General features: G+C 70.9%; 1 protein-coding gene (cut by a window edge). It reads left to right on the top strand.

The window, feature by feature from the left end; translation table 11 throughout:
* Positions 1-21,849 carry the 3' portion of a non-ribosomal peptide synthase/polyketide synthase gene (locus AB0M14_RS21220; protein WP_364997468.1) on the top strand. It extends 15,114 nt beyond the left edge of the window, so only the last 21,849 of its 36,963 coding nucleotides appear in the window; its start codon lies beyond the left edge, outside the window; the stop codon is at positions 21,847-21,849.
* The last annotated feature ends 36 nt before the right edge of the window (positions 21,850-21,885 follow it).

The following is a 21,885-nucleotide window of genomic DNA, read 5'->3' on the forward strand; positions in this document are numbered from 1 at the left end:
GGCCTCGCGTCGGGGACCGGGCCGCTGCTGGTCAACATGTACGGCATCACCGAGACCACGGTGCACGTGTCCTACCGCGCGCTGGACGCCGCGACCATCGCCGCCGCCTCCGGCAGCATCGTCGGCCGCGCCATCGCGGGTCTGCGGGTGTTCGTGCTCGACCACCGGCTCAAGCCGGTTCCGGTCGGCGTCGCGGGCGAAATGTATGTCGCCGGGCCGCAATTGGCGCGCGGCTACCTGCGCCGGCCGGACCTGACCGCGACCCGGTTCGTGGCCAATCCGCTCGATGTCGACGGCTCGCGCCTGTACCGCTCCGGTGACCTGGCGCGCTGGAACCGCTTCGGCGAGCTCGAATACCTGGGCCGTGCCGACGATCAGGTGAAGGTCCGCGGTTTCCGCATCGAACTCGGCGAGATCGAAGCCGCCGTGCTGGCCCAGCCGGGTATCGCGCAGGCCGCGGTGATCGTGCGGGAAGATCAGCCGGGCGATCAGCGCATCGTCGCCTATGTCGTCTCCGAACCGGACGCGACGCCGGATCTCGACGTGGTGCGGGCGGGCGCCGGTGAGCGGCTGCCGTCCTACATGGTGCCCGCCGCGCTGGTGCGGCTCGAGTGGATTCCGCTGACCGTCAACGGGAAGCTGGACCGCCGGGCGCTGCCCGCGCCCGCGGTGCAGGCCCGTAAGTTCCGGGCGCCGGTCACGCCTGTTGAGGAGACCATCGCGGCCGTCTTCGCCGAGGTGCTGGATCTGCCGCGCGTCGGTGTCGACGACGACTTCTTCGAACTCGGCGGCAACTCGCTCATCGCGACCCGGGTGGTGTCCCGGATCGGTGCCGCCCTCGGTACCACCGTCGCGGTGCGCGCGCTGTTCGAGGCCTCGACCGTGGCAGCGCTCGCCGCCCGGGTGGAAGCGCATACCGGCGGCGCCGCGCGCGCCCTGCTGGTCGCGCGGCCGCGCCGGTCCGACGACCTGGTGCCGCTGTCGTTCGCGCAGCAGCGCATGTGGTTCCTCAACAAGTACGACACTGCCTCGGCGGCCTACAACCTGCCGCTGGCCATGCGCCTGACCGGTGCGCTCGACGTCGAGGCGCTGCGGCTCGCGGTCGCCGACGTGGTGCGCCGGCACGAGTCGCTGCGCACCCGCTACCCCGAGCACGGCGGCAGCCCGGTCCAGGTGATCGTCCCGGCCGAGCACATCGAACTCGATCTGCGTCCGGCGCCGGTCGAAGCCGCCGAGCTGATCACCGCGGTCACCGAGTTCGTCACCGTCGGGTTCGACGTGGCCGAAGAGGTTCCGCTGCGGACCCGGCTCTACCAGGTCGCCGCCGACGAGCACGTGCTCGTCGTGGTGGTGCACCACATCGCCGGTGACGGCTTCTCCATGGGCCCGCTGACCCGCGACGTGATGACCGCTTACACCGCGCGCACCCAGGACAGCGCGCCCGGCTGGGCGCCGCTGGCGGTGCAGTACGCCGACTTCGCGCTCTGGCAGCGCGACGTGCTCGGCAGCGAAGACGATCCGGATTCGCTGCTGGCGCGTCAGGTCGCCTACTGGCAGCAGGCGCTGGCTGGTATCCCCGACGAGCTGACGCTGCCCACCGACCGGCCGCGACCGGCCGTCGCCTCGCATCGCGGCGCCACGGTGCAGTCCGAACTGCCCGGCGAACTCGTCGCGGCGCTGGAAGAGATCGCCCGCCAACGGGGCGCGTCGCTGTTCATGGTGATGCACAGCGCCCTGGCGGTGTTGCTGGCCCGCCTGTCCGGTACGTCCGACATCGCGATCGGTTCGCCGATCGCGGGCCGTGGCGAGCAGGCGCTCGACGATCTCGTCGGCATGTTCGTCAACACCCTGGTGCTGCGCACCGGAATTCAGGGTTCGGAGTCCTTCGCCGAACTGCTGGATCAGGCCCGGGCCACCGACCTGGACGCCTTCGGCAATGCCGACGTCCCGTTCGAGCGGCTGGTGGAACTGCTCGCGCCGGAACGTTCGCAGTCGCGCAACCCGCTGTTCCAGGTGGCGCTGGCCTTCCAGAACCTGGATCGCACCAGCCTGGAACTGCCCGGCCTGACCGTGTCCGCGCTCGATCTCGACGAGAGCGTGGCCCGCTTCGACCTGCAGTTCACCTTCGCCGAGAACGCTTCGGGGACAACCACGCTCGCGCTCACCTACGCGACCGAACTGTTCGACGAGGCGACCGCCGCCGGATTCGCGACGCGGTTGCGGCGGGTGCTCGAGGCCGTCGCCGCCGATCCGGCGATCACGGTCGGCGATATCGAGGTGCTCGACACCGCCGAGCGCACCGACCTGCTCGCCCGTACCGGCGGCCCGGCCATCGCCCCGCGCACCCTGCCCGACCTGCTGGTCGCGGCCGCCGCGCGGAACCCGCAGGCCCCCGCGATCGTGTACCAGGGGACGACTCTGTCCTACGGCGAGCTCGACGAGCGCTCGAACCGCCTGGCGCGCTTGCTGATCGCCGAGGGCCTCGGCACCGAGGACTTGGTCGTGGTCAGCATTCCGCGGTCCACGGATTCGTGGTTCGTCTCGCTGGCGGTCGCCAAGACCGGTGCGGCGTTCGTGCCGGTCGACCCGACCTACCCGGCCGACCGGATCGAGCACATGCTCACCGATTCCGGTTCGCCCATCGGCCTCACGGTCGCCGCCGTGCGCGCCGACCTGCCGCAGTCCACCCGCTGGCTGGTGCTGGAAGATCTCGATCTCGACGGCTACGACGGCGGCGAGATCACCGACGCCGACCGGATCCGTCCGCTGCGCACCGACAGCGCCGCCTACGTCATCTACACCTCCGGCTCCACCGGCCTGCCCAAGGGCGTCGTGGTCTCGCACGCCGTGCTGGCCAACTTCGCGACCGCGCAGATCGAGCACTACAAGCTCGATTCCACCAGCCGCGCACTGCAGTTCGCGTCCCCGAGCTTCGACGCGTCGATCCTGGAACTGCTGCTCGCGCTCGGCCCCGGCGGCGCGCTGATCGTGGTGCCGACCGGCGTGTACGGCGGCGAGGAACTGACCGAGGTGATCCGCCGCGAACGGGTCAGCCATGTCTTCATCACCCCCGCCGCACTGGCGACCATGGCGCCGGACGACCTGGACGACCTGCGGCTGCTGGCCGTCGGCGGCGAGGCGTACTCGCCGGAGCTGATCGCGAAATGGGCTACCCCGTTGGCGGACGGCACTATTCGCCGCTTCCACAACGTGTATGGCCCGACGGAGACCGCCATGGTGGTCAACATCAGCACCCCGCTGGCCGCGGGCGATCCGATGCCGATCGGTGGCCCGATCCGCGGCATCGGATCGCTGATCCTGGACAACCGGTTGCGCCCGGTACCCGTCGGGGTCTCCGGCGAGCTCTACATCTCCGGCATTCAGCTGGCGCGCGGCTACCACGCCCGCCCGAGCCTGACCGCCGACCGTTTCGTCGCCAACCCGTATGCCGCCGGCGCGCGCATGTACCGCACCGGTGACGTGGTCCGCTGGACCGCCGACGGCGCGGTGGAGTACGTGGGCCGCAGCGACTTCCAGGTGCAGGTCCGCGGTTTCCGCGTCGAGCTCGGCGAGATCGACAGCGCCCTGAGCGCGCACGAGACCGTCGACTTCGCCGCCACCCTGGGCCACAAGAACGCGGCCGGGGCCACCCTGCTGGTGTCGTATGTCGTTGCCGCGCCGGGTCGTTCGATCGATATCGCCGCGTTGACCGCGATGCTCGAGGCCCGGTTGCCCGCCTACATGGTGCCGTCGTCGATCATGGTGCTCGATCGGGTGCCGCTGAACCCGGTCGGCAAGCTGGACCGGAAGGCGTTGCCGGAGCCCGTGTTCGCGGCCGAGACCGGCTTCCGCGCGGCGCGCACCCCGATCGAGCAGACCATCGCCGAGGTGTTCGCCGAGGTGCTGGGCCTGGAGCGGGTCGGTGTGGACGATTCGTTCTTCGCGCTCGGCGGCGACAGCATCGTCTCCATTCAGCTGGTCTCCCGGGCCAAGGCACGTGGCGTGGTTTTCTCGCCGCGGCAGGTCTTCGAGCAGCGGACCGTGGCCGGACTGGCCGCGGTCGCCGAAACCGCCGAGGCCGCCGAGGCTTCCGCGGTCGTGCTGGCGGAACTGCCCGGTGCGGGCGTCGGCCCGATGCCACTCACCCCGGTGGTGCGGTTCATGGCGGAGCGGCCGGGCGGCTTCGGCCGGTTCAACCAGACCATGGCGCTGGAACTGCCGATCGGCATCGATCGGGCGGGTATCGCCAAGACGGCCGGCGCGGTCATCGATCGCCACGACATGCTGCGCGCGAGTTTGCGCCGCGACGGTGACGAGTGGATCGTCGAGACGGCCGCGCCCGGCACCGTCGATGTCGGCGCGCTGATCGAGCGGGTCGAGTTCGACGCCGCCGTGACCGACGAGGAACTCGTCGAGATCGCCACGGCCGCCCTGGATTCCGCGCTGGATCGACTGGATCCGGCCGCGGGCGTGGTGATCCGGTTCGTGTGGCTGGAGCCCTCGGACGCGAGCCGGATGGGCCGCTTGATCGTGATCGCGCATCACCTCGTCATCGACGGCGTGTCCTGGCGCATCCTGGTGCCCGACTTCGTCGCGGCCTGGGGGCAGCTCAGCGCCGGTCAGGAACCCGAACTCGTGGCGCCCGCGACCTCCATGCGGGCCTGGGCGCACGCGCTGGTGCGCGAGGCCGAAAGCGCCGGGCGCACCGCCGAACTCGACTACTGGCGGTCGGTCGCGGGCGCGCCCGACCCGCTGCTCACCGAGCGCCCGCTGGATCCGGCGCGCGACACCTCCGGTCACCTGGAGAAGCTGAAGGTGGAGGTGTCCGCCGAGGTCACCAAGGCCCTGCTCACCACGGTGCCCGCGCTGTTCCACGGCGGCGTCAACGACGGTCTGCTGACCGCGCTGGCCCTGGCGACCGCGAAGTGGCGGGCCCGCCGCCTCGGCACGCGGGCCGCGGACGCGCTGCTGATCCGCCTCGAAGGCCACGGCAGGGAAGAGGAAGTCGTTCCGGGCGCGGACATTTCGCGCACGGTCGGCTGGTTCACCACCATTTTCCCGGTCCGCTTCGACCTGTCCGGCATCGACATCGATGCCGCGCTGGCCGGCGGCCCGGCGCTCGGCCAGGCCGTGAAGGCGGTCAAGGAGCAACTGCTCGCGGTACCGGACAAGGGCATCGGTTACGGCCTGCTGCGCTACTTGAACCCAGCCACCGCGGCCGAGTTGCCCGCGCAGCTGCCCGGTCAGGTCAGCTTCAACTACCTGGGCCGGGTCTCGGACAACGATGTGCCCGACGCGCTGCGCGGCTTCGGCTGGATCCCCGCGCCCGAGCTGGGTGCGCTGGGCGGGGCCTACGACGCCGACATGCCGGCCGCCGCGCCGCTGGACATCAACGCCATCGTGGTCGGCGACAAGCTGACCGCGAACATCGGTTACCCGTCGACGCTGCTGGCGGCCGGCGAGGTCCGCGAGTTCGGTGAACTGTGGACGACCGCGCTGGAAGCGGTTGCCCGGCATGCCAATTCGGCTGACGCCGGTGGGCACACGCCGTCCGACTTCGGGCTGGTGCGTACTACGCAAGGTGATATCGACAACTGGGAGCAGCGCTTCCCGGCGCTCGCCGACGTATGGCCGCTGGCCGCGCTGCAGGCGGGTTTGCTGTTCCACGCCCGCTTGGCCGCGAGCTCGGTGGACGTCTACACCGCGCAGGCGGTGCTGACCCTGACCGGTCACGTCGACCCGGCCCGCTTGCGCGCCGCCGCGCAGGCCCTGGTGGATCGCTACGAGAACCTGCGTACCGCGTTCGTCACCGACAACGCGGGCAACCCGGTGCAGCTGGTGCTCGACAGCGTCCGCGTGGCCTGGGCCGAGCACGATCGCACCGGCACCGGCGAGGCCGCCGACCTCATCGACGCCGACCGCCTGCTGCGCTTCGACCTGACCGCGCCGCCGCTGATCCGCTTCACGCTGATCCAGACCGGGGCGCACAGCTGGCAGTTCGTGGTGTCCAACCATCACATCCTGCTCGACGGCTGGTCCATGCCGCTGCTCATGCGAGATCTGCTGGGGCTCTACGCCTTGCACGCCGATGCCAGCGCGCTCCCGGCCGTGCGTTCCTACCGGAACTTCCTGGAATGGACCGCGCAGCAGGATCATTCGGCCTCCGTGGCCGCATGGGCCGAAGCGCTGCGCGGCGTCGGCGAGCCGACGCTGCTCTCGCGCCCCGACGCCGGTCGCGAGATCACCGCGCTGTCCGGCGAGTACTTCTTCGACCTGGACGAGGCGCGGACCGCGCGGCTCACCGAACTGGCGGCCACGCTCGGCGTCACCGCCAACACGGTGTTGCAGGTGGCGTGGGGCATCCTCGTCGGCCGCCTGACCGGACGCGACGACGTGCTGTTCGGCACCACCGTCTCCGGCCGCCCGGCCCAGCTCGCGGGCGTCGAGAACATGGTGGGCCTGTTCATCAACACGGTCCCGGTGCGGGTGCGTTTCGACGCGTCGGAACCGGTGCGGCAGTTGCTGACTCGGGTGCAGGGCGAGCAGGCCGATCTGCTCGACCACCACTACGTGGGCCTGGCCGACATCCAGTCGGCCGCGGGTGTCGGCGGGCTCTTCGACACCCTCGTGGTGTTCGAGTCCTATCCGGTCGACGCCGAGGGCATCCAGGCCCAGGCCGCCGATATCGACGGCATGGCGGTCACCGGCCTGGACGCGGCCGACGCCACGCACTACCCGCTGACCCTGATCGCCCAGCTGGATTCGCGACTGCGGATCCGCGCGGGCTACCTGCGGGACCTGTTCGACGAGCAGACGGTGCGCCGGGTCGCGGATCGCCTGATCCGCGTCCTGACCGCGATCATCGCCGAACCCGCCGCGGCCGTGGGCGATATCGAACTGGTCGACGCCGCCGAGCGCGAGCTCGTGCTGTCCGGCTGGAACGACACCGCGCACCAGGTCGACGCCGCCGCCACGCTGGTCTCGATGTTCGAGGCGCAGCTGGCGCGCACCCCGGACGCGACCGCCCTCACATTCGAGGGGACCACGCTGACCTACGCCGAGTTCGCGCGCCGGGTGCACCCGCTGGCGCGCTGGCTCATCGATCGCGGCGTCGGCCCGGAAACCGCTGTCGCCCTGGGCATGCGGCGCTCGATCGACCTGGTGGTCGGCATGTACGCCGTCGTGCTGGCCGGCGGCGCCTATGTGCCGCTGGATCCGGATCATCCGGCCGAGCGCACCGAATACATTCTGGCGACCGCCGATCCGGTGTGTGTGCTGACCTCGGGCAGCGATCTGGAGATCGATACCGCGCAGGTGCGCATCGATCTGCTGGATCTGTCGGGCTACTCGGACACGCCGATCGCCGCCGCGGAGCGCCGGACCGCGCTGCACCCGGACAACACCGCGTATGTCATCTTCACCTCCGGTTCCACCGGTAAGCCCAAGGGTGTCGCGGTCTCGCACGCCGCGATCGTGAACCGCCTGGTCTGGATGCAGGCCGAATACGGGCTCACCGCCGCCGACGCGATCCTGCAGAAGACGCCCGCCACCTTCGACGTGTCGGTGTGGGAGTTCTTCTGGGCCTTGCAGATCGGCGCGCGCCTGGTGATCGCCAAGCCGGACGGGCACCGCGATCCGGCCTACCTGGCCGAGATCATCGCCACCGAGCGCGTGACGGTCACCCACTTCGTGCCGTCCATGCTCGCGGTCTTCGTCGCGGACGGCGCCGCGGCGCAGGCTGATTCGCTGCGCATGGTCTTCGCTTCCGGTGAAGCGCTGCCGCCCAAGCCCGCGCATCGTTTGCGTGAGCTCACGGGCGCGGCGCTGCACAACCTCTACGGCCCCACCGAAGCGGCCGTCGACGTCACCTACCACGAGGTGACCGCCGCCGACACCGACACGGTGCCGATCGGCGCCCCCGTGTTCAACACCCAGGTCTACGTGCTGGATTCGCGGCTGCGGCCCGCTCCGGTGGGTGTCGCGGGTGAGCTCTACCTCGCGGGCGACCAGCTGGCGCGCGGCTATGTGGCGCGTCCCGACCTGTCTGCGGACCGGTTCGTCGCCAACCCGTTCGGCGCCGGCGGCGCCCGGATGTACCGCACCGGTGACCTCGTGGCCTGGACGGCCGACGGGGAGCTGGAATACCTGGGCCGCACCGACTTCCAGGTGAAGCTGCGCGGTCTGCGCATCGAGCTCGGCGAGATCGAGTCCGCCCTCACGGCGCTGGACGAGATCGCCCAGTCGGTCGTGGTGGTCCGGAGCGATCAGCGTCTCGGCGATCAGCTGGTCGCCTATGTCGTTGCCGCGCCGGGCCTGCCGGTCGACACCGACCTGGTGCGGGAGGACCTGGGCCGGCAGCTGCCCGCCTACATGGTGCCCGCGCTGGTCATCGTGCTCGCGGAGTTCCCGCTCAACGCCTCCGGCAAGCTGGATCGCAAGGCGCTGCCCGCGCCGGTGTTCGAGGCCGCGGTGTTCCGCGCGCCGACCACGCCGGTCGAGGAGATCGTCGCCGACACCTACGCGCAGGTGCTGGGCGTGGAGCGGGTCGGCCTGGACGACGACTTCTTCGCCCTCGGCGGCAACTCGCTCTCGGCCACCCAGGTCGCGGCCCGCCTGGCCGCGGCCCTGGACACCGATCTCGGTGTCCGGGAACTGTTCGAGGCGTCCACGGTGGCCGCGCTGGCGGCCCGCGTGGAGTCGCGGGCCGGTGGCGGCGCTCGCGCCGCGCTGACCCCGCAGCCGCGCCCGCAGCGGGTGCCGCTGTCGCTGGCGCAGCAGCGGATGTGGTTCCTGAACCGCTTCGACCCCGAGTCCACGGTCGACAACATCCCGGCCGCGGTCCGGCTGTCCGGCCTGCTGGACCGGCAGGCGTTGCAGATCGCGGTCGCCGACGTGCTGGCCCGCCACGAGTCGCTGCGCACCTACTACCCCGAGGTAGAAGGCGCGGCGCACCAGCAGACGGTGCCGACCGGCCAGGTCATCCCGGATCTCGCTCCGGTCGAGGTGACCGAAGCCGAACTGCCGCTGCGGCTTTCGGAGTTCGTGCGGACCGCGTTCGACGTGACCGCCGAGGTGCCGTTCCGGGCCCGCCTGTTCGAGGTGAGCCCGACCGAACATGTGCTCGCCCTGGTGGTGCACCACATCTCGGCCGACGGCTTCTCCATGGGCCCGCTCACCCGGGACGTGATGATCGCCTACGGCGCGCGCGTCGAGGGCGGCGAACCGGCTTGGCGTCCGCTGGAGGTGCAGTACGCGGACTACGCGCTGTGGCAGCGTGCGGTGCTCGGCGCCGAGGACGACCCGGAATCGGTGATCTCCGACCAGGTTTCGTACTGGAAGCAGGCGTTGCGCGGGCTGCCCGAGCAGCTCGACCTGCCCGCCGACCGCCCGCGTCCGGCCGTGGCGTCGGGCCGCGGCGCGACCCACGCCTTCGAGATCGCGCCCGGAACCCACGCCGAGCTGGTGGAATTGGCGCGGACCCGGGGCACGACGCTGTTCATGGTCGCGCACACCGCGCTGGCCGTGCTGCTGTCCCGGCTGTCCGGTGAACCGGACATCGCGATCGGCACCCCGGTCGCGGGTCGTGGCGAGCGCGCGCTCGACGACTTGATCGGCATGTTCGTCAACACCCTGGTGCTGCGGACCCCGATCGACGGCGACGCCAGCTTCACCGACCTGCTGCGCACGGTGCGCGCCACCGACATCGCGGCGTTCGGGCACGCCGACCTGCCGTTCGAACGGCTCGTCGAAATCCTGAACCCGGCGCGTTCGCAGGCGCGCAGCCCGCTGTTCCAGGTCATGCTGGCGTTCCAGAACACCGGTCAGACCTCGCTGGAACTGCCGGGCCTGACCGCCAGCGGCGTCGAGATGCCGATCGACACGGCGAAGTTCGATCTGCAACTGGTCATGACCGAGCAGCCGGAGTCCGGCATCGCCGCCGAATTGATCTACGCGACGGATCTTTTCGATCCGGAGACGATGGTCGCCTTCGGCCGCCGGTTCAACCAGTTGCTGGCCGCCGTCGCGGCCGAACCGGATCGGGCTGTCGGCGATATCGACCTGCTCGACGCGCGGGAAGCCGAGCGCGAGCTGCGCGGCTGGAACGACACCGCGCACAACCTCTTCCCGCGGGTCAGCGGCGAGACCTCCTACACGGCGCCCGGTCTGCGGCGCAGTGACGAGGGCGGCCTGACGCTGGTCGGCGAGTTCGCGGCCCAGGCCGCGGCGACCCCGGACGCGGTCGCGATCGTCGACCCGGCGACCGGTACCGCGCTGACCTACGCGGAGTTCGCCGCGCGGGTACGCCGCCTCGCCCGCCGCCTGATCGCCGACGGTGTCGGCCCGGAAGCCCTGGTCGCCCTGGGTCTGCGGCGCTCCGTCGACCTGGTGGTCGCCGCGTACGCGGTACACGAGGCCGGTGGCGGCTACGTGCCGCTGGACCTCGATCAGCCCGCCGAGCGGGTCGCCTACGTGCTGGAGTCGGCCGCGCCGGTGTGTGTGCTGACCACCTCGCGCGACGGGTTCGAAAGTGCGCTGTCCATCGATGACCTGGACCTGTCGGAGTTCTCCGACGCCCCGGTCACCGACGCCGAGCGGCTGGCCCCGCTGCGCCCGCAGCACCCGGCCTATGTCATCTTCACCTCGGGTTCGACCGGTCGCCCGAAGGGTGTGGCGGTGCCGCACGCGGCGGTGGTGAACCAGATCCGCTGGATCACCGGCGAATACGGCATCGGCGCCGATGATGTGGTGTTGTTCAAGACGCCGGCCACGTTCGATGTGTCGGTGTGGGAGTTGTTCGGGCCGCTGTCCACCGGCGGCCGCATGGTCGTCGCGACGCCGGACGGGCACCGTGACCCGCAGTACCTGGCGGATGTCATTGCCGCCGAGCAGGTCACGATGACCTCGTTCGTGCCGTCGATGCTGACCGTCTTCGCCGGAGCTGTCGGCGACAGCGACCTCGGCTCGCTGCGAGCCCTGCTCATCGCGGGTGAGGCTTTCACCGCCGACGCGGTGCACGCCATCCGCCGGGTCAGCTCGGCGGAGCTCTACAACCTGTACGGCCCTACGGAATTCACCGTGCACGCCACGCACGGTCCCGTCGCCGCCGACATCAGCGGCGCGGTCCCGATCGGCCTGCCGGTCTGGAATGCCCAGGCGTATGTGCTGGATTCGCGTCTGCACCCGGTTCCGGCCGGTGTCGCGGGCGAGCTCTACCTCGCGGGCGAGCAGCTGGCGCGCGGCTACTTCGGCCGGGTCGACCTGACCGCGGATCGCTTCGTGGCCAACCCGTTCGGGTCCGGCGCCCGGATGTACCGCACCGGTGACCTGGTCACCCGCGGTAAGGATGGCGGCATCGTCTACCTGGGCCGTACCGACTTCCAGGTGAAGCTGCGCGGTCTGCGCATCGAGCTCGGGGAGATCGAAACCGCGCTCACCGCACACGAATCCGTCGCGCGGTCGGTGGCGCTGGTGCGCTCCGACGATCGCACCGGCGATCAGCTGGTCGGTTATGTCGTGCCCGCCGACGGCGCGTCCGTGGACGTGCCCGCCCTGCGCGCCCATCTGGCCGCGCGGCTGCCGTCCTACATGGTCCCGGCCGCCCTCGTGGTGCTCGAGGAGATGCCGCTCAACGCGAACGGCAAGCTCGATCGCAAGGCGCTGCCCGAACCCGCCTTCGAGGCCAGGGAATTCCGGGCGCCGTCCACTCCGATCGAAGAGATCGTGGCGAACACCTTCGCCGAAGTCCTCGGCCTGGAACCGCATACGGTCGGCTTGGACGACGACTTCTTCGATCTCGGCGGCAACTCGCTGATCGCCACCCAGGTGGTGGCCCGCCTCGGCGCGGCCCTGGACACCCGGGTGCCGGTCCGCCTGCTGTTCGAGGCGCCGAACGTGGGCGCGCTGGCCGCCCGGATGGAAGCGCACGCCGGTACCGGCGCGCGCGCCGCGCTGGTCGCCGGACCGCGCCCGGACACCATTCCGCTCTCGCTCGCGCAGCAGCGCATGTGGTTCCTGAACCGGTTCGACGCCGACTCGGCCGTCAACAACATCCCGCTCGCGGTCCGCCTCACCGGTGACCTGGACATCCCCGCGCTGCGGCAGGCGGTCGCCGACGTGGTGGCCCGGCACGAGGTGCTGCGCACCGTCTACCCGGAGACGGCGGACGGTCACGGCGTGCAGGTGATCCTGCCCGCCGGGCACAATCTGCCGGATCTGACCCCGATCCCGGTGCCGGAGAACGAGATTCCGCAGCGCGTCAGCGACCTGGTGCTGACCGGCTTCGACGTCACCGCCGAAGTTCCGGTGCACGCCGAGCTGTTCCGGGTCGACGGCACGGACACGCACGTGCTGGTCTTCGTGGTGCACCACATCTCCGGCGACGGCTGGTCGGTGCGTCCGCTGGCCCGGGACGTGATGATGGCCTACGCGGCCCGCTCCCGCGGCGAGGCGCCGGGCTGGGCGCCGCTGCCGGTGCAGTACGCCGACTTCGCGCTGTGGCAGCGGGAAACCCTCGGCTCCGAGGACGATGCGCAGTCGCTGATCGCGCAGCAGGTGTCCTACTGGACCGAGACCCTCGCCGGTCTGCCGGACCAGCTGGATCTGCCGTCGGATCGTTCGCGTCCGGCCGTCGCCACCAACCACGGCGGCGTGCACGAGTTCGCGCTCGACGCCCAGCTGGTGCGCGACCTGGACAGCCTGGCCCGCGCGCACGGCGCGAGCTTGTTCATGGTGGTGCACGCGGCTTTCGCGGCGCTGCTGGCGCGGCTGTCCAACGGCGACGACATCGCCATCGGCACCGCGGTCGCGGGCCGTGGTGAAGCGGTACTGGACGACGCCATCGGCATGTTCGTCAACACCCTGGTGCTGCGCAGCGCGGTGCACCCGGCGCAGTCGTTCGCCGATCTGCTCGCGCACACCAAGGACACCGACCTCGCCGCGTTCGGGCACGCCGACCTGCCGTTCGAGCGGCTCGTCGAGATCCTGAACCCGGCGCGCTCCCAGGCCCGCCACCCGCTGGTCCAGGTCATGCTGTCGTTCCAGAACACCGGCGCGGCCGCGTTCGAGCTGCCCGGTCTCGAGGTCGCCGGCGTGCCGCTGGACGTGGTGACCGCCAAGTTCGACCTGCACCTGAACCTGACCGACCGCCTCGGGGCGGACGGGACAGCCGACGGCATGAGCGCCGAATTCGCCTACGCCACCGACCTGTTCGACGGAACCACCGTCGCCGGGTTCGCGGAGCGCCTGGTGCGGCTGCTCAGTGCGGTGGTCGACAACCCGTCCGTGCCGCTGGGTGCGGTCGATCTGCTCGACGCCGCCGAACGCGCGCAGGTCGTCGACGGCTGGAACGACACCGCTTTCGAGGTCGACGCGACCGCGACGCTGGTGTCGATGTTCCAGGCGCAGGCCGCCAAGACCCCCGATGCGATCGCCCTGAGCTTCGAGGGGACGAGTCTGTCCTATGCCGAGTTCAGTGGCCGGGTGAATCAGCTTGCCCGCCATTTGATCTCACTCGGTGTGGGCCCGGATTCGATGGTCGCGCTGGGTATGCGCCGCTCGCTGGAGCTGGTGGTCGGCATGTACGCGGTCGCCGTGGCTGGTGGCGCGTATGTGCCGTTGGATCCGGATCACCCGGCTGATCGCACGCGGTATGTGCTCGACACCGCGGCACCGGTGTGTGTGCTCACGACAGCCCGCGACGATGTCGACGCGGGCTCGGTTCCGGTCGTCCGGATCGACCTGCCCGCCACCGACGCGCCCGCCACCGCTGCGGAATCCGATGCCGCCGTGGACTACTCGGCCTACTCGGCGGAATCCGTCGCGGACACCGAACTCCGTGCGGCGCTGCGTCCGTCGAACACCGCGTATGTGATCTTCACGTCCGGTTCGACGGGTCGCCCGAAGGGTGTGGCGGTGTCGCACGCCGCGATCGTGAACCGCCTGGTGTGGATGCAGCGCGCCTACCACCTCGATGGTGAAGACGTGGTGTTGCAGAAGACCCCGGCCACCTTCGACGTGTCGGTGTGGGAGTTCTTCTGGCCCTTGCAGATCGGCGCGCGGCTGGTCGTCGCCAAGCCGGAGGGGCACCGCGATCCCGCCTACCTGGCGCGGGTCATCACCGAACAGCACGTCACGACCGCGCACTTCGTGCCGTCGATGCTGTCGGTGTTCGTCGCCGAGGAGGCGGCCGCGTCCTGCCGCACGCTGCGCAATGTCTTCGCCTCCGGTGAAGCGCTGCCGGCGGTCACCGCGCAGCGCCTGCGCGAGCTGACCGGCGCCCGCCTGCACAACCTGTACGGCCCGACCGAGGCCGCTGTCGATGTCACCTTCCACGAGGTGTCCGACGCTGATCTCGCCTCGGTGCCGATCGGTGCACCGGTGTTCAACACTCAGGTGTACGTGCTGGATTCGCGTCTGAATCCGGTTCCGGTAGGTGTCGCGGGTGAGCTGTACCTCGCGGGTACTCAGCTGGCCCGCGGGTACGTAGCGCGTCCGGATCTGAGCGCCGACCGGTTCGTCGCGAATCCGTTCGGTTCCGGTGGCGAGCGGATGTACCGCACCGGTGACCTTGTCACCTGGACCGCTCATGGTGAGCTGGAGTACTTGGGCCGCACCGACTTCCAGGTGAAGTTGCGTGGTCTGCGGATCGAGCTCGGTGAGATCGAAGCCGCGCTGACGGGTCTGGCTTCCATTGCTCAGGCTGTGGTGCTGGTGCGTTCGGATGATCGCCTCGGCGACCAGCTCGTCGCCTATGTCATCGCGGCAGCCGATCATTCGATCGACACCGAAGCCGTGCGCGCCGAACTCGGCGGCGAGCTCCCGGCCTACATGGTCCCGGCGGCGTTCGTCGTGCTCGACGAGTTCCCGCTCAACGCCTCCGGCAAGCTGGATCGTAAAGCGTTGCCCGCGCCCGTGTTCGAGGCCAAGGTGTTCCGCGCGCCGTCCACCCCGATCGAGGAGATCGTGGCGGGCGTCTTCGAGGACGTGCTCGGTCTGACCCGGGTCGGCGCCGACGACGACTTCTTCGAACTCGGCGGCAACTCGCTGCTGGCCACCCAGGTCACCGCCCGTCTCGGCGCGGCTCTGGACACCCACCTCGCGGTCCGCGACCTGTTCGAAGCCTCCTCGGTGCATGCCCTGGCCGTGCAGGTCGAGCGCAACGCCGGTTCCGGCCGGGCCCGGCCGCGCCTGATCGCGCAGCCGCGCCCGGACCGGGTCCCGCTGTCCCCGGCGCAGCAGCGGTACTGGTTCCTGAACCAGTTCGACACCGCCGCCTCGGCGGTCGACAACATTCCGCTGGCCGTGCGCCTGTCGGGTGCGCTGGACATCCCCGCGCTCTCCCAGGCCATCGCCGACGTGCTGGCCCGGCACGAGGTGCTGCGCACCACCTACCCGAACTCGGCCGACGGACCGCAGCAGGTCATCCTGCCGGTGGCCGCCGCGCCCGAGCTGGTGGCCGTGCCCGTCGACGAGGCCGACCTGGTCGGCACCGTGATCCGCTTCGCGCTCACCACCTTCGACGTCACCGCTCAGGTGCCGCTGGACGTGGCGCTCTACCGGATCACCGACACCGAGCACGTGGTCGCGTTCGTGGTGCACCACGTCGCCGCCGACGGCGCCTCGATGGGCCCGCTGGCGCGCGACCTGATGGCCGCCTACGCCGCCCGCGCCACCGGCGAGGCGCCCCTGTGGCAGCCGCTGCCGGTGCAGTACGCCGACTACGCGCTGTGGCAGCGCGCGGTGCTGGGTTCCGAGGAGGATTCGGAATCGCTTGCCGCCCAGCAGGTCTCCTATTGGCAGCAGACCCTCGCGGGCCTGCCCGATCAGCTGGAGCTGCCCGCCGACCGGCCGCGGCCGCCCGCGCAGTCGTTCCAGGGCAAGGCGATTCGCTTCGAGTTGTCCCCGCAGCAGCACGCCCGCCTGCACGAACTGGCGCGCGCCAACCAGGCGTCGCTGTTCATGGTGGTGCACGCCGCGCTCGCGGTGCTGCTCTCGCGGCTGTCCGGCACCGACGACATCGCCGTCGGCACCCCCATCGCGGGTCGTGGCGAAAGAGAACTCGACGATCTGATCGGCATGTTCGTCAACACCCTGGTGTTCCGCACCCAGGTGCGCCCGACAGCGACATTTGCCGAGCTGCTCGCCGAGGTCCGGGAACGCGACCTGGAGGCCTTCGCCAACGCCGACGTGCCGTTCGAGCGGCTGGTCGAGGTGCTCAACCCGGAGCGCTCCACCGCGCGCAATCCGCTGTTCCAGGTGGGTCTGTCGTTCCAGAACCTCGCCGAGACCGAGTTGACGCTGCCCGGCCTGACGGTGAGCGCGGTCAACTTCGATTCGCAGCTGGCCAAGACCGACCTGCACGTCACCCTCTACGACCGGTACGCCGAGGACGGCACGCCGGCCGAGGTGATCACCGAATTCGGTTACGCCATCGACCTGTTCGACGAGGCCACCGTGCAGAGCTTCGCGGACCGGTTCGTCCGGGTGCTGGACGCGGTGCTCGCCGACGTCACGACGCCGGTGGGCGAGATCGACCTGCTCGCCACGGACGAGTCCACCCGCATCCTGCGGTCGTGGAACGACACCGCGCACGCGGTGGACACCGCCGCGACCCTGGTATCGCTGCTCGACGCGACCGTCGCGGCGGCCGCGCCCGGCACGATCGCCCTGGTCACCGCGACCGAGCAGGCCCAGCCGGCGCCCGATCAGCGCTTCGCGATGCTGTCGTACGCCGACCTCGACGCACGGGTGAATCGTCTGGCGCGCTACCTCATCGAACGTGGGGTCGGCGCGGAGGACCGGGTAGCCCTGGCCATCCGCCGCTCCGCCGACCTGGTGATCGCCATGTACGCGGTCGCCAAGGCCGGTGCGGCCTACGTGCCGATCGATCCGGATCAGCCCGCGGATCGGGTCGACTACATCCTCGGTACCGCCGCGCCGGTGTGCGTGCTGACCACCGGCCGCGACGGATTCGACACCGCCGCAACGGAATCGGTGCGGATCGACGAGCTGGAGCTGTCCGGATACTCGGCCGCCCCGGTGACCGCGGACGAGCGGGTCCGGGCCTTGACCGCGGCGAACACCGCGTACGTGATCTTCACGTCCGGTTCGACCGGTCAGCCCAAGGGCGTCGCCGTGCCGCACGGTGCGATCGCCAACCAGTTGTTGTGGAAGACCGCCGAATTCGGGCTCGGCAGTGAGGACGCGGTGCTGCTCAAGACCGCCGCGACCTTCGACCTGTCGGTGTGGGAGTTCTGGTCGGCGGCGGTCAGCGGTGGCCGCCTGGTCATCGCGAGCGCGGACGGGCACCGGGATCCGGCATACCTGAACGAGTTGATGCGGTCCACCGGTGTCACCACCCTGCACGTGGTGCCGTCCATGCTGGACGCGCTGCTCACCGAAAGCGAAGGGCGGCTGCCGGATTCGCTGCGCCGGGTGCTCGCGATCGGTGAGGCGCTGCCCGCGGCGACCGCGCAGAAGTTCCGCCGCGGCAACCCGTCGCAGCCGGGGCACGCCGCGTCGCTGTTCAACCTGTACGGCCCGACCGAGGCCGCCGTCTCGATCACCAGTCATCTGGTGACCGACGCCGACGAGGGCTCGGTCTCCATCGGCGCGCCGGAGTGGAACAGCCAGGTGTACGTGCTGGACGCGCGTCTGCGTCCGGTGCCGGTCGGTGTCTCCGGTGAGCTCTACCTCGCCGGTGCGCAGCTGGCGCGCGCCTACTTCGGCCGCCCGGACCTGACCGCGGAACGTTTCGTGGCCAACCCGTTCGGGACCGGCGAGCGCATGTACCGCACCGGCGACCTGGTGGCCTGGAACGCCGGCGGCGAGCTGGATTACCGGGGCCGCACGGACTTCCAGGTGAAGATCCGCGGTTTCCGGATCGAACTCGGCGAGATCGAGGCCGCGCTGCTGGCGCTGCCGCAGATCGCGCAGACCGCGGTCCTCGCGCACACCGATCCGAACCTGGGGGATCGGCTGGTCGCCTACCTGGTGCCCGCCGCGTCCGAGCTCGAGCCGAGTGCGGTGCTCGCGCAGGTGAAGTCGGCGCTGAGCTCGGCGCTGCCGTCCTACATGGTGCCCGCGGCCTTCGTGTTCCTGGACGCGCTGCCGCTCAACGCGAACGGCAAGCTGGACCGGAATGCCTTGCCGGAGCCGACTTTCGAGAAGACCGCGTTCCGGGCCCCGGAGACCCCGCTGGAGCAGATCATCGCGGGCGTCTTCGCCGACGTGCTCGCGATCGAGCAGATCGGCGCGGACGACGACTTCTTCGGGCTCGGCGGTAACAGCATCCTGTCGATCCAGCTGGTGTCGCGGGCCAAGGCGCTCGGCGTCGCGTTCAGTGTCCGCGACGTGTTCGCCCAGCGCAGTGTCGCCGCGCTGGCCGCGGTCGCCACGCTGGTGGACGACCCCGACCTGTCGCGTCTGGTCGAGCTGCCGGGTGGCGGCGTGGGCGAGATCCCGCTGCCGCCCGCCTTGGCCGCACAGCTCGCCGACGGCGTCGCCTACCAGCACTTCGCGCAGTCGGCGCTGCTGCCGCTGCCCGCCGCGCTGGACTGGGACACGCTGCTGGAAGCGCTCACCGCGATCGTCGACCGGCACGACGCGCTGCGCACGCGCCTGCGTCCGGCGGGCGCGGGCTGGCTGTTCGAGGCCCTCGAGCCCGGCGCGGTGGATGTCGAGCCGCTGGTGCACGAGGCCCGCGTCGAGAAGGGCGCGAACCTCGCCGAACTGGTGGCCGCCGAGCGCGCGGCCGCGGCCGGTCGCCTGGACCCGGCGAACGGCGTCATGGCGCAGTTCGTGCTGTTCACCTTCGCGGACCACCGCGACGACGAATTGCTGGTCGTGGCACACCGTTTCGTGGTCGACGGCCCGTCCTGGCAGGTGCTGGGCGCGGACCTGACGCTGGCTGCCGAACAGCTCGGCGTGGACGCGACGCTGTCGCTGCCGGCCACCGGAACCTCGCTGCGCCGCTGGGCGACCAGCATCGCCGAGACCGCGGAAACGGCGGCGCCGCAGCGGCTTTCGGCGCCGATCGGGGACCGGGCGCTGGATCCGGCGCTGGACACCGCCGCGACGGTCGAGCGGATCCAGGTCACCCTGCCCGCCGAGGTCACCGCGGCGGCCGGCGCCGGGATCGCGGCCCGCTACCGCGGCACCGAGACCGACGGACTGCTGGCCGCGCTGGCCATGGCGCTGGTCCGCTGGGGCAGCCCGGACCTGCTGATCGAGCTCGACCGCGACGGCCGCGCGGCCGTCGCGGGCGCGGATCTCGCGCACACCGTCGGCTGGTTCACCCGTCCCGGCACGTTCCGGCTGGAACTGACCGACGCCGAGGCGGCCTTCACCGGCGGCGCGACCACCGGCACGGTCGTCAAGTCGATCAAGGAACAGCTGCTGGCCGGGCCGGTGGACGTCTCGGCCCAGATCGGCTTCCACTATCTGGGCACGCCGGCCACCGAGATCAGCACTCAGCTGGATCCGGCGATGCCCGCGCCGCGCAGCCTCGACATCGAGGCGATGATCGTGGCCGGTGAACTGCGCGCCACCTTCGCCTACCCGTCGGGTGTGCTCACTCGCGATCGGGTGCGGGAGCTGGCGGATCTGTGGGTGCGGGCGCTCACCGCGGTGGCCGAGCACGCGCAGCGCCCGGACGCCGGCGGCCGCACGCCATCGGATATGCCGCTGGTCCGCGTCGGTCAGACCGACATCGACCTGTGGGAACGCGCCTACCCGGAGCTGACCGAGGTGTGGCCGGTGACCCCGCTACAGTCCGGTCTGCTGTTCCACGCGCTGATGAGCACCGCGACGGTGGACATCTACACCATCCAGGCCGTCGTCGATCTGGGCGGCGAACTGGACGTGCACCGGTTGCGCGGCGCCGCGCAGGCGCTGCTGGATCGCTACCCGAACCTGCGCACCGCGTTCGTCACCGATTCCGCGGGTCAGGCCGTGCAGATCGCCGTCGACGGCGTCGAACTGCCGTGGCAGGAAATCGATCTCACCGACGTGCCGGAGTCCGAGCGGACCGCCGAACTGGACCGCCTGCTCGAGGCCGACCGGGCGAACCGCTTCGACATGGCGGCCCCGCCGCTGGTCCGGTTCACCCTGGTCCGCTCGGACGCGCAGCAGTGGCACCTGGCCATCACCACCCATCACGTGCTGCTCGACGGCTGGTCCATGCCGCTGCTCATGCAGGACCTGCTGGTGCTGTACGCGGTGCATGGCGAGCTGTCCATGCTGCCGGCGGTGGCGCCCTACCGTTCCTTCCTGGAGTGGCTCGGCACCCGCGACATCGACGATTCGCTGCGCACCTGGGTGGCGGCCTTCGACGGTCTCACCGAGCCGACCGAGCTCGCGCCGCAGCCGCGTACGGCCGAGACCTACGACAGCGGCCAAGTGGTCGTCGATTTCGACGCCGACCGCACCCGCCGGTTGACCAAGCACTGCGCCGAACTCGGCATCACGGTGAACACCCTGGTGCAGGCCGCGTGGGGCATCACCCTGGGCCGGCTCACGGGTCGTTCGGACGTGGTGTTCGGCGCGACCGTCTCGGGCCGCCCGGCCGAACTCTCGGGCGTCGAATCGATGGTCGGCCTGTTCATCAACACGCTCCCGGTCCGGGTGCGCATCGATGATCGCGGCACCGTCGAGGATCAGCTGCGGACGTTGCAGCGCGATCAGGCCGACCTGCTCGACCACCACTATGTCGGCCTGGCCGACATCCAGCGGATGGCCGGCGCCGGTTCGCAATTCGACACCCTGCTGGTCTTCGAGTCCTACCCGATCGACCGCGAGGCGATCGCCGCCGCCAGCTCCATCGACGGCATGTCGGTCACCGGCGTGGCGGTGGACAGCTCGACGCACTACCCGCTCACCCTGCAGGTAGCCGCAGAATCCACCATGGAGTTCACCTTCGAGTACCTGACCAGCCGCTTCACCAGCGATGAAGTACGGACCCTCGCGGTCCGCCTGGTCCGGGTGCTGGAATCGCTACTCGGCGACCCGGCCGGCTCGATCGGTGACATCGACATCCTCGACGACACCGAACGCGCCCAGCTGCTCGCCGAATCCGGGGTCGCCGCGACGGCGCCCGCCCAGGATCCGTCCCGGGTCGGCAACCGGACGCTGGCCAAGGTGCTCGCCGAGGTCGTGGAAGCCGATCCGGAAGCGCCGGCGCTGCTCGACGACGGCAACGAGGTCGCCTACCACGTCCTGGACCGGCGCTCCTCGCAGCTGGCCCGCGTGCTCATCGAGCACGGTGCGGGTCCGGGTGACGTGGTCGCGATCGCGCTGCCGCGGTCGGTGGACTCGGTCGTGGCGGTCTGGGCGGTGCAGAAGGCCGGCGCCGCGGTGCTGTTCGCGAGCGGTCTCCGGATGGACGAAATCGTCGGTGCGGGAGCCGCGTTCGGCATCACCTTGGAACCGGTCCCCGGCCCGGTGCACTGGCTGGTGCCGAGTGCCGCGCAGGTGCAGTCGGCCTTGGCCGCGGCCGCGAGCCACCCGGTCTCCTATGCCGATCGGGTCCGCCCGCTGGCCGAGGACAGCCCGGCGTTCGTCCTGCCGGGCGCCGTGGTGCTGACCCAGATCGAGGCGCTCGACCTGGGTGTCGGCCTGCGGGACGACAACGGCATCGACTACGAGTCGACGACCTTCACCACCGCGGAATCCGGGAAGGCGGCGCTCTGGGAGTTCCTTGCCGCCGCCACGGCGGGTGCGCTGTCGGTGCTCCCGGCGGGCGAGGACGTCGCGGCCGACCTGGCCGACGGTGAAGTCAGCCACTGGTTCGCCGCGCCAGGCGAGGACACCGGCGCCGCCGACGCGGCGGTCACCGTCATCGTGACGGAGTAGATCCGGCAGCGAAAGGCCGCCGCCCGTTCGGGCGGC

This window comes from Nocardia sp. NPDC051832 (assembly GCF_040681285.1).
In the GTDB taxonomy this organism is placed as follows: Bacteria; Actinomycetota; Actinomycetes; order Mycobacteriales; family Mycobacteriaceae; genus Nocardia.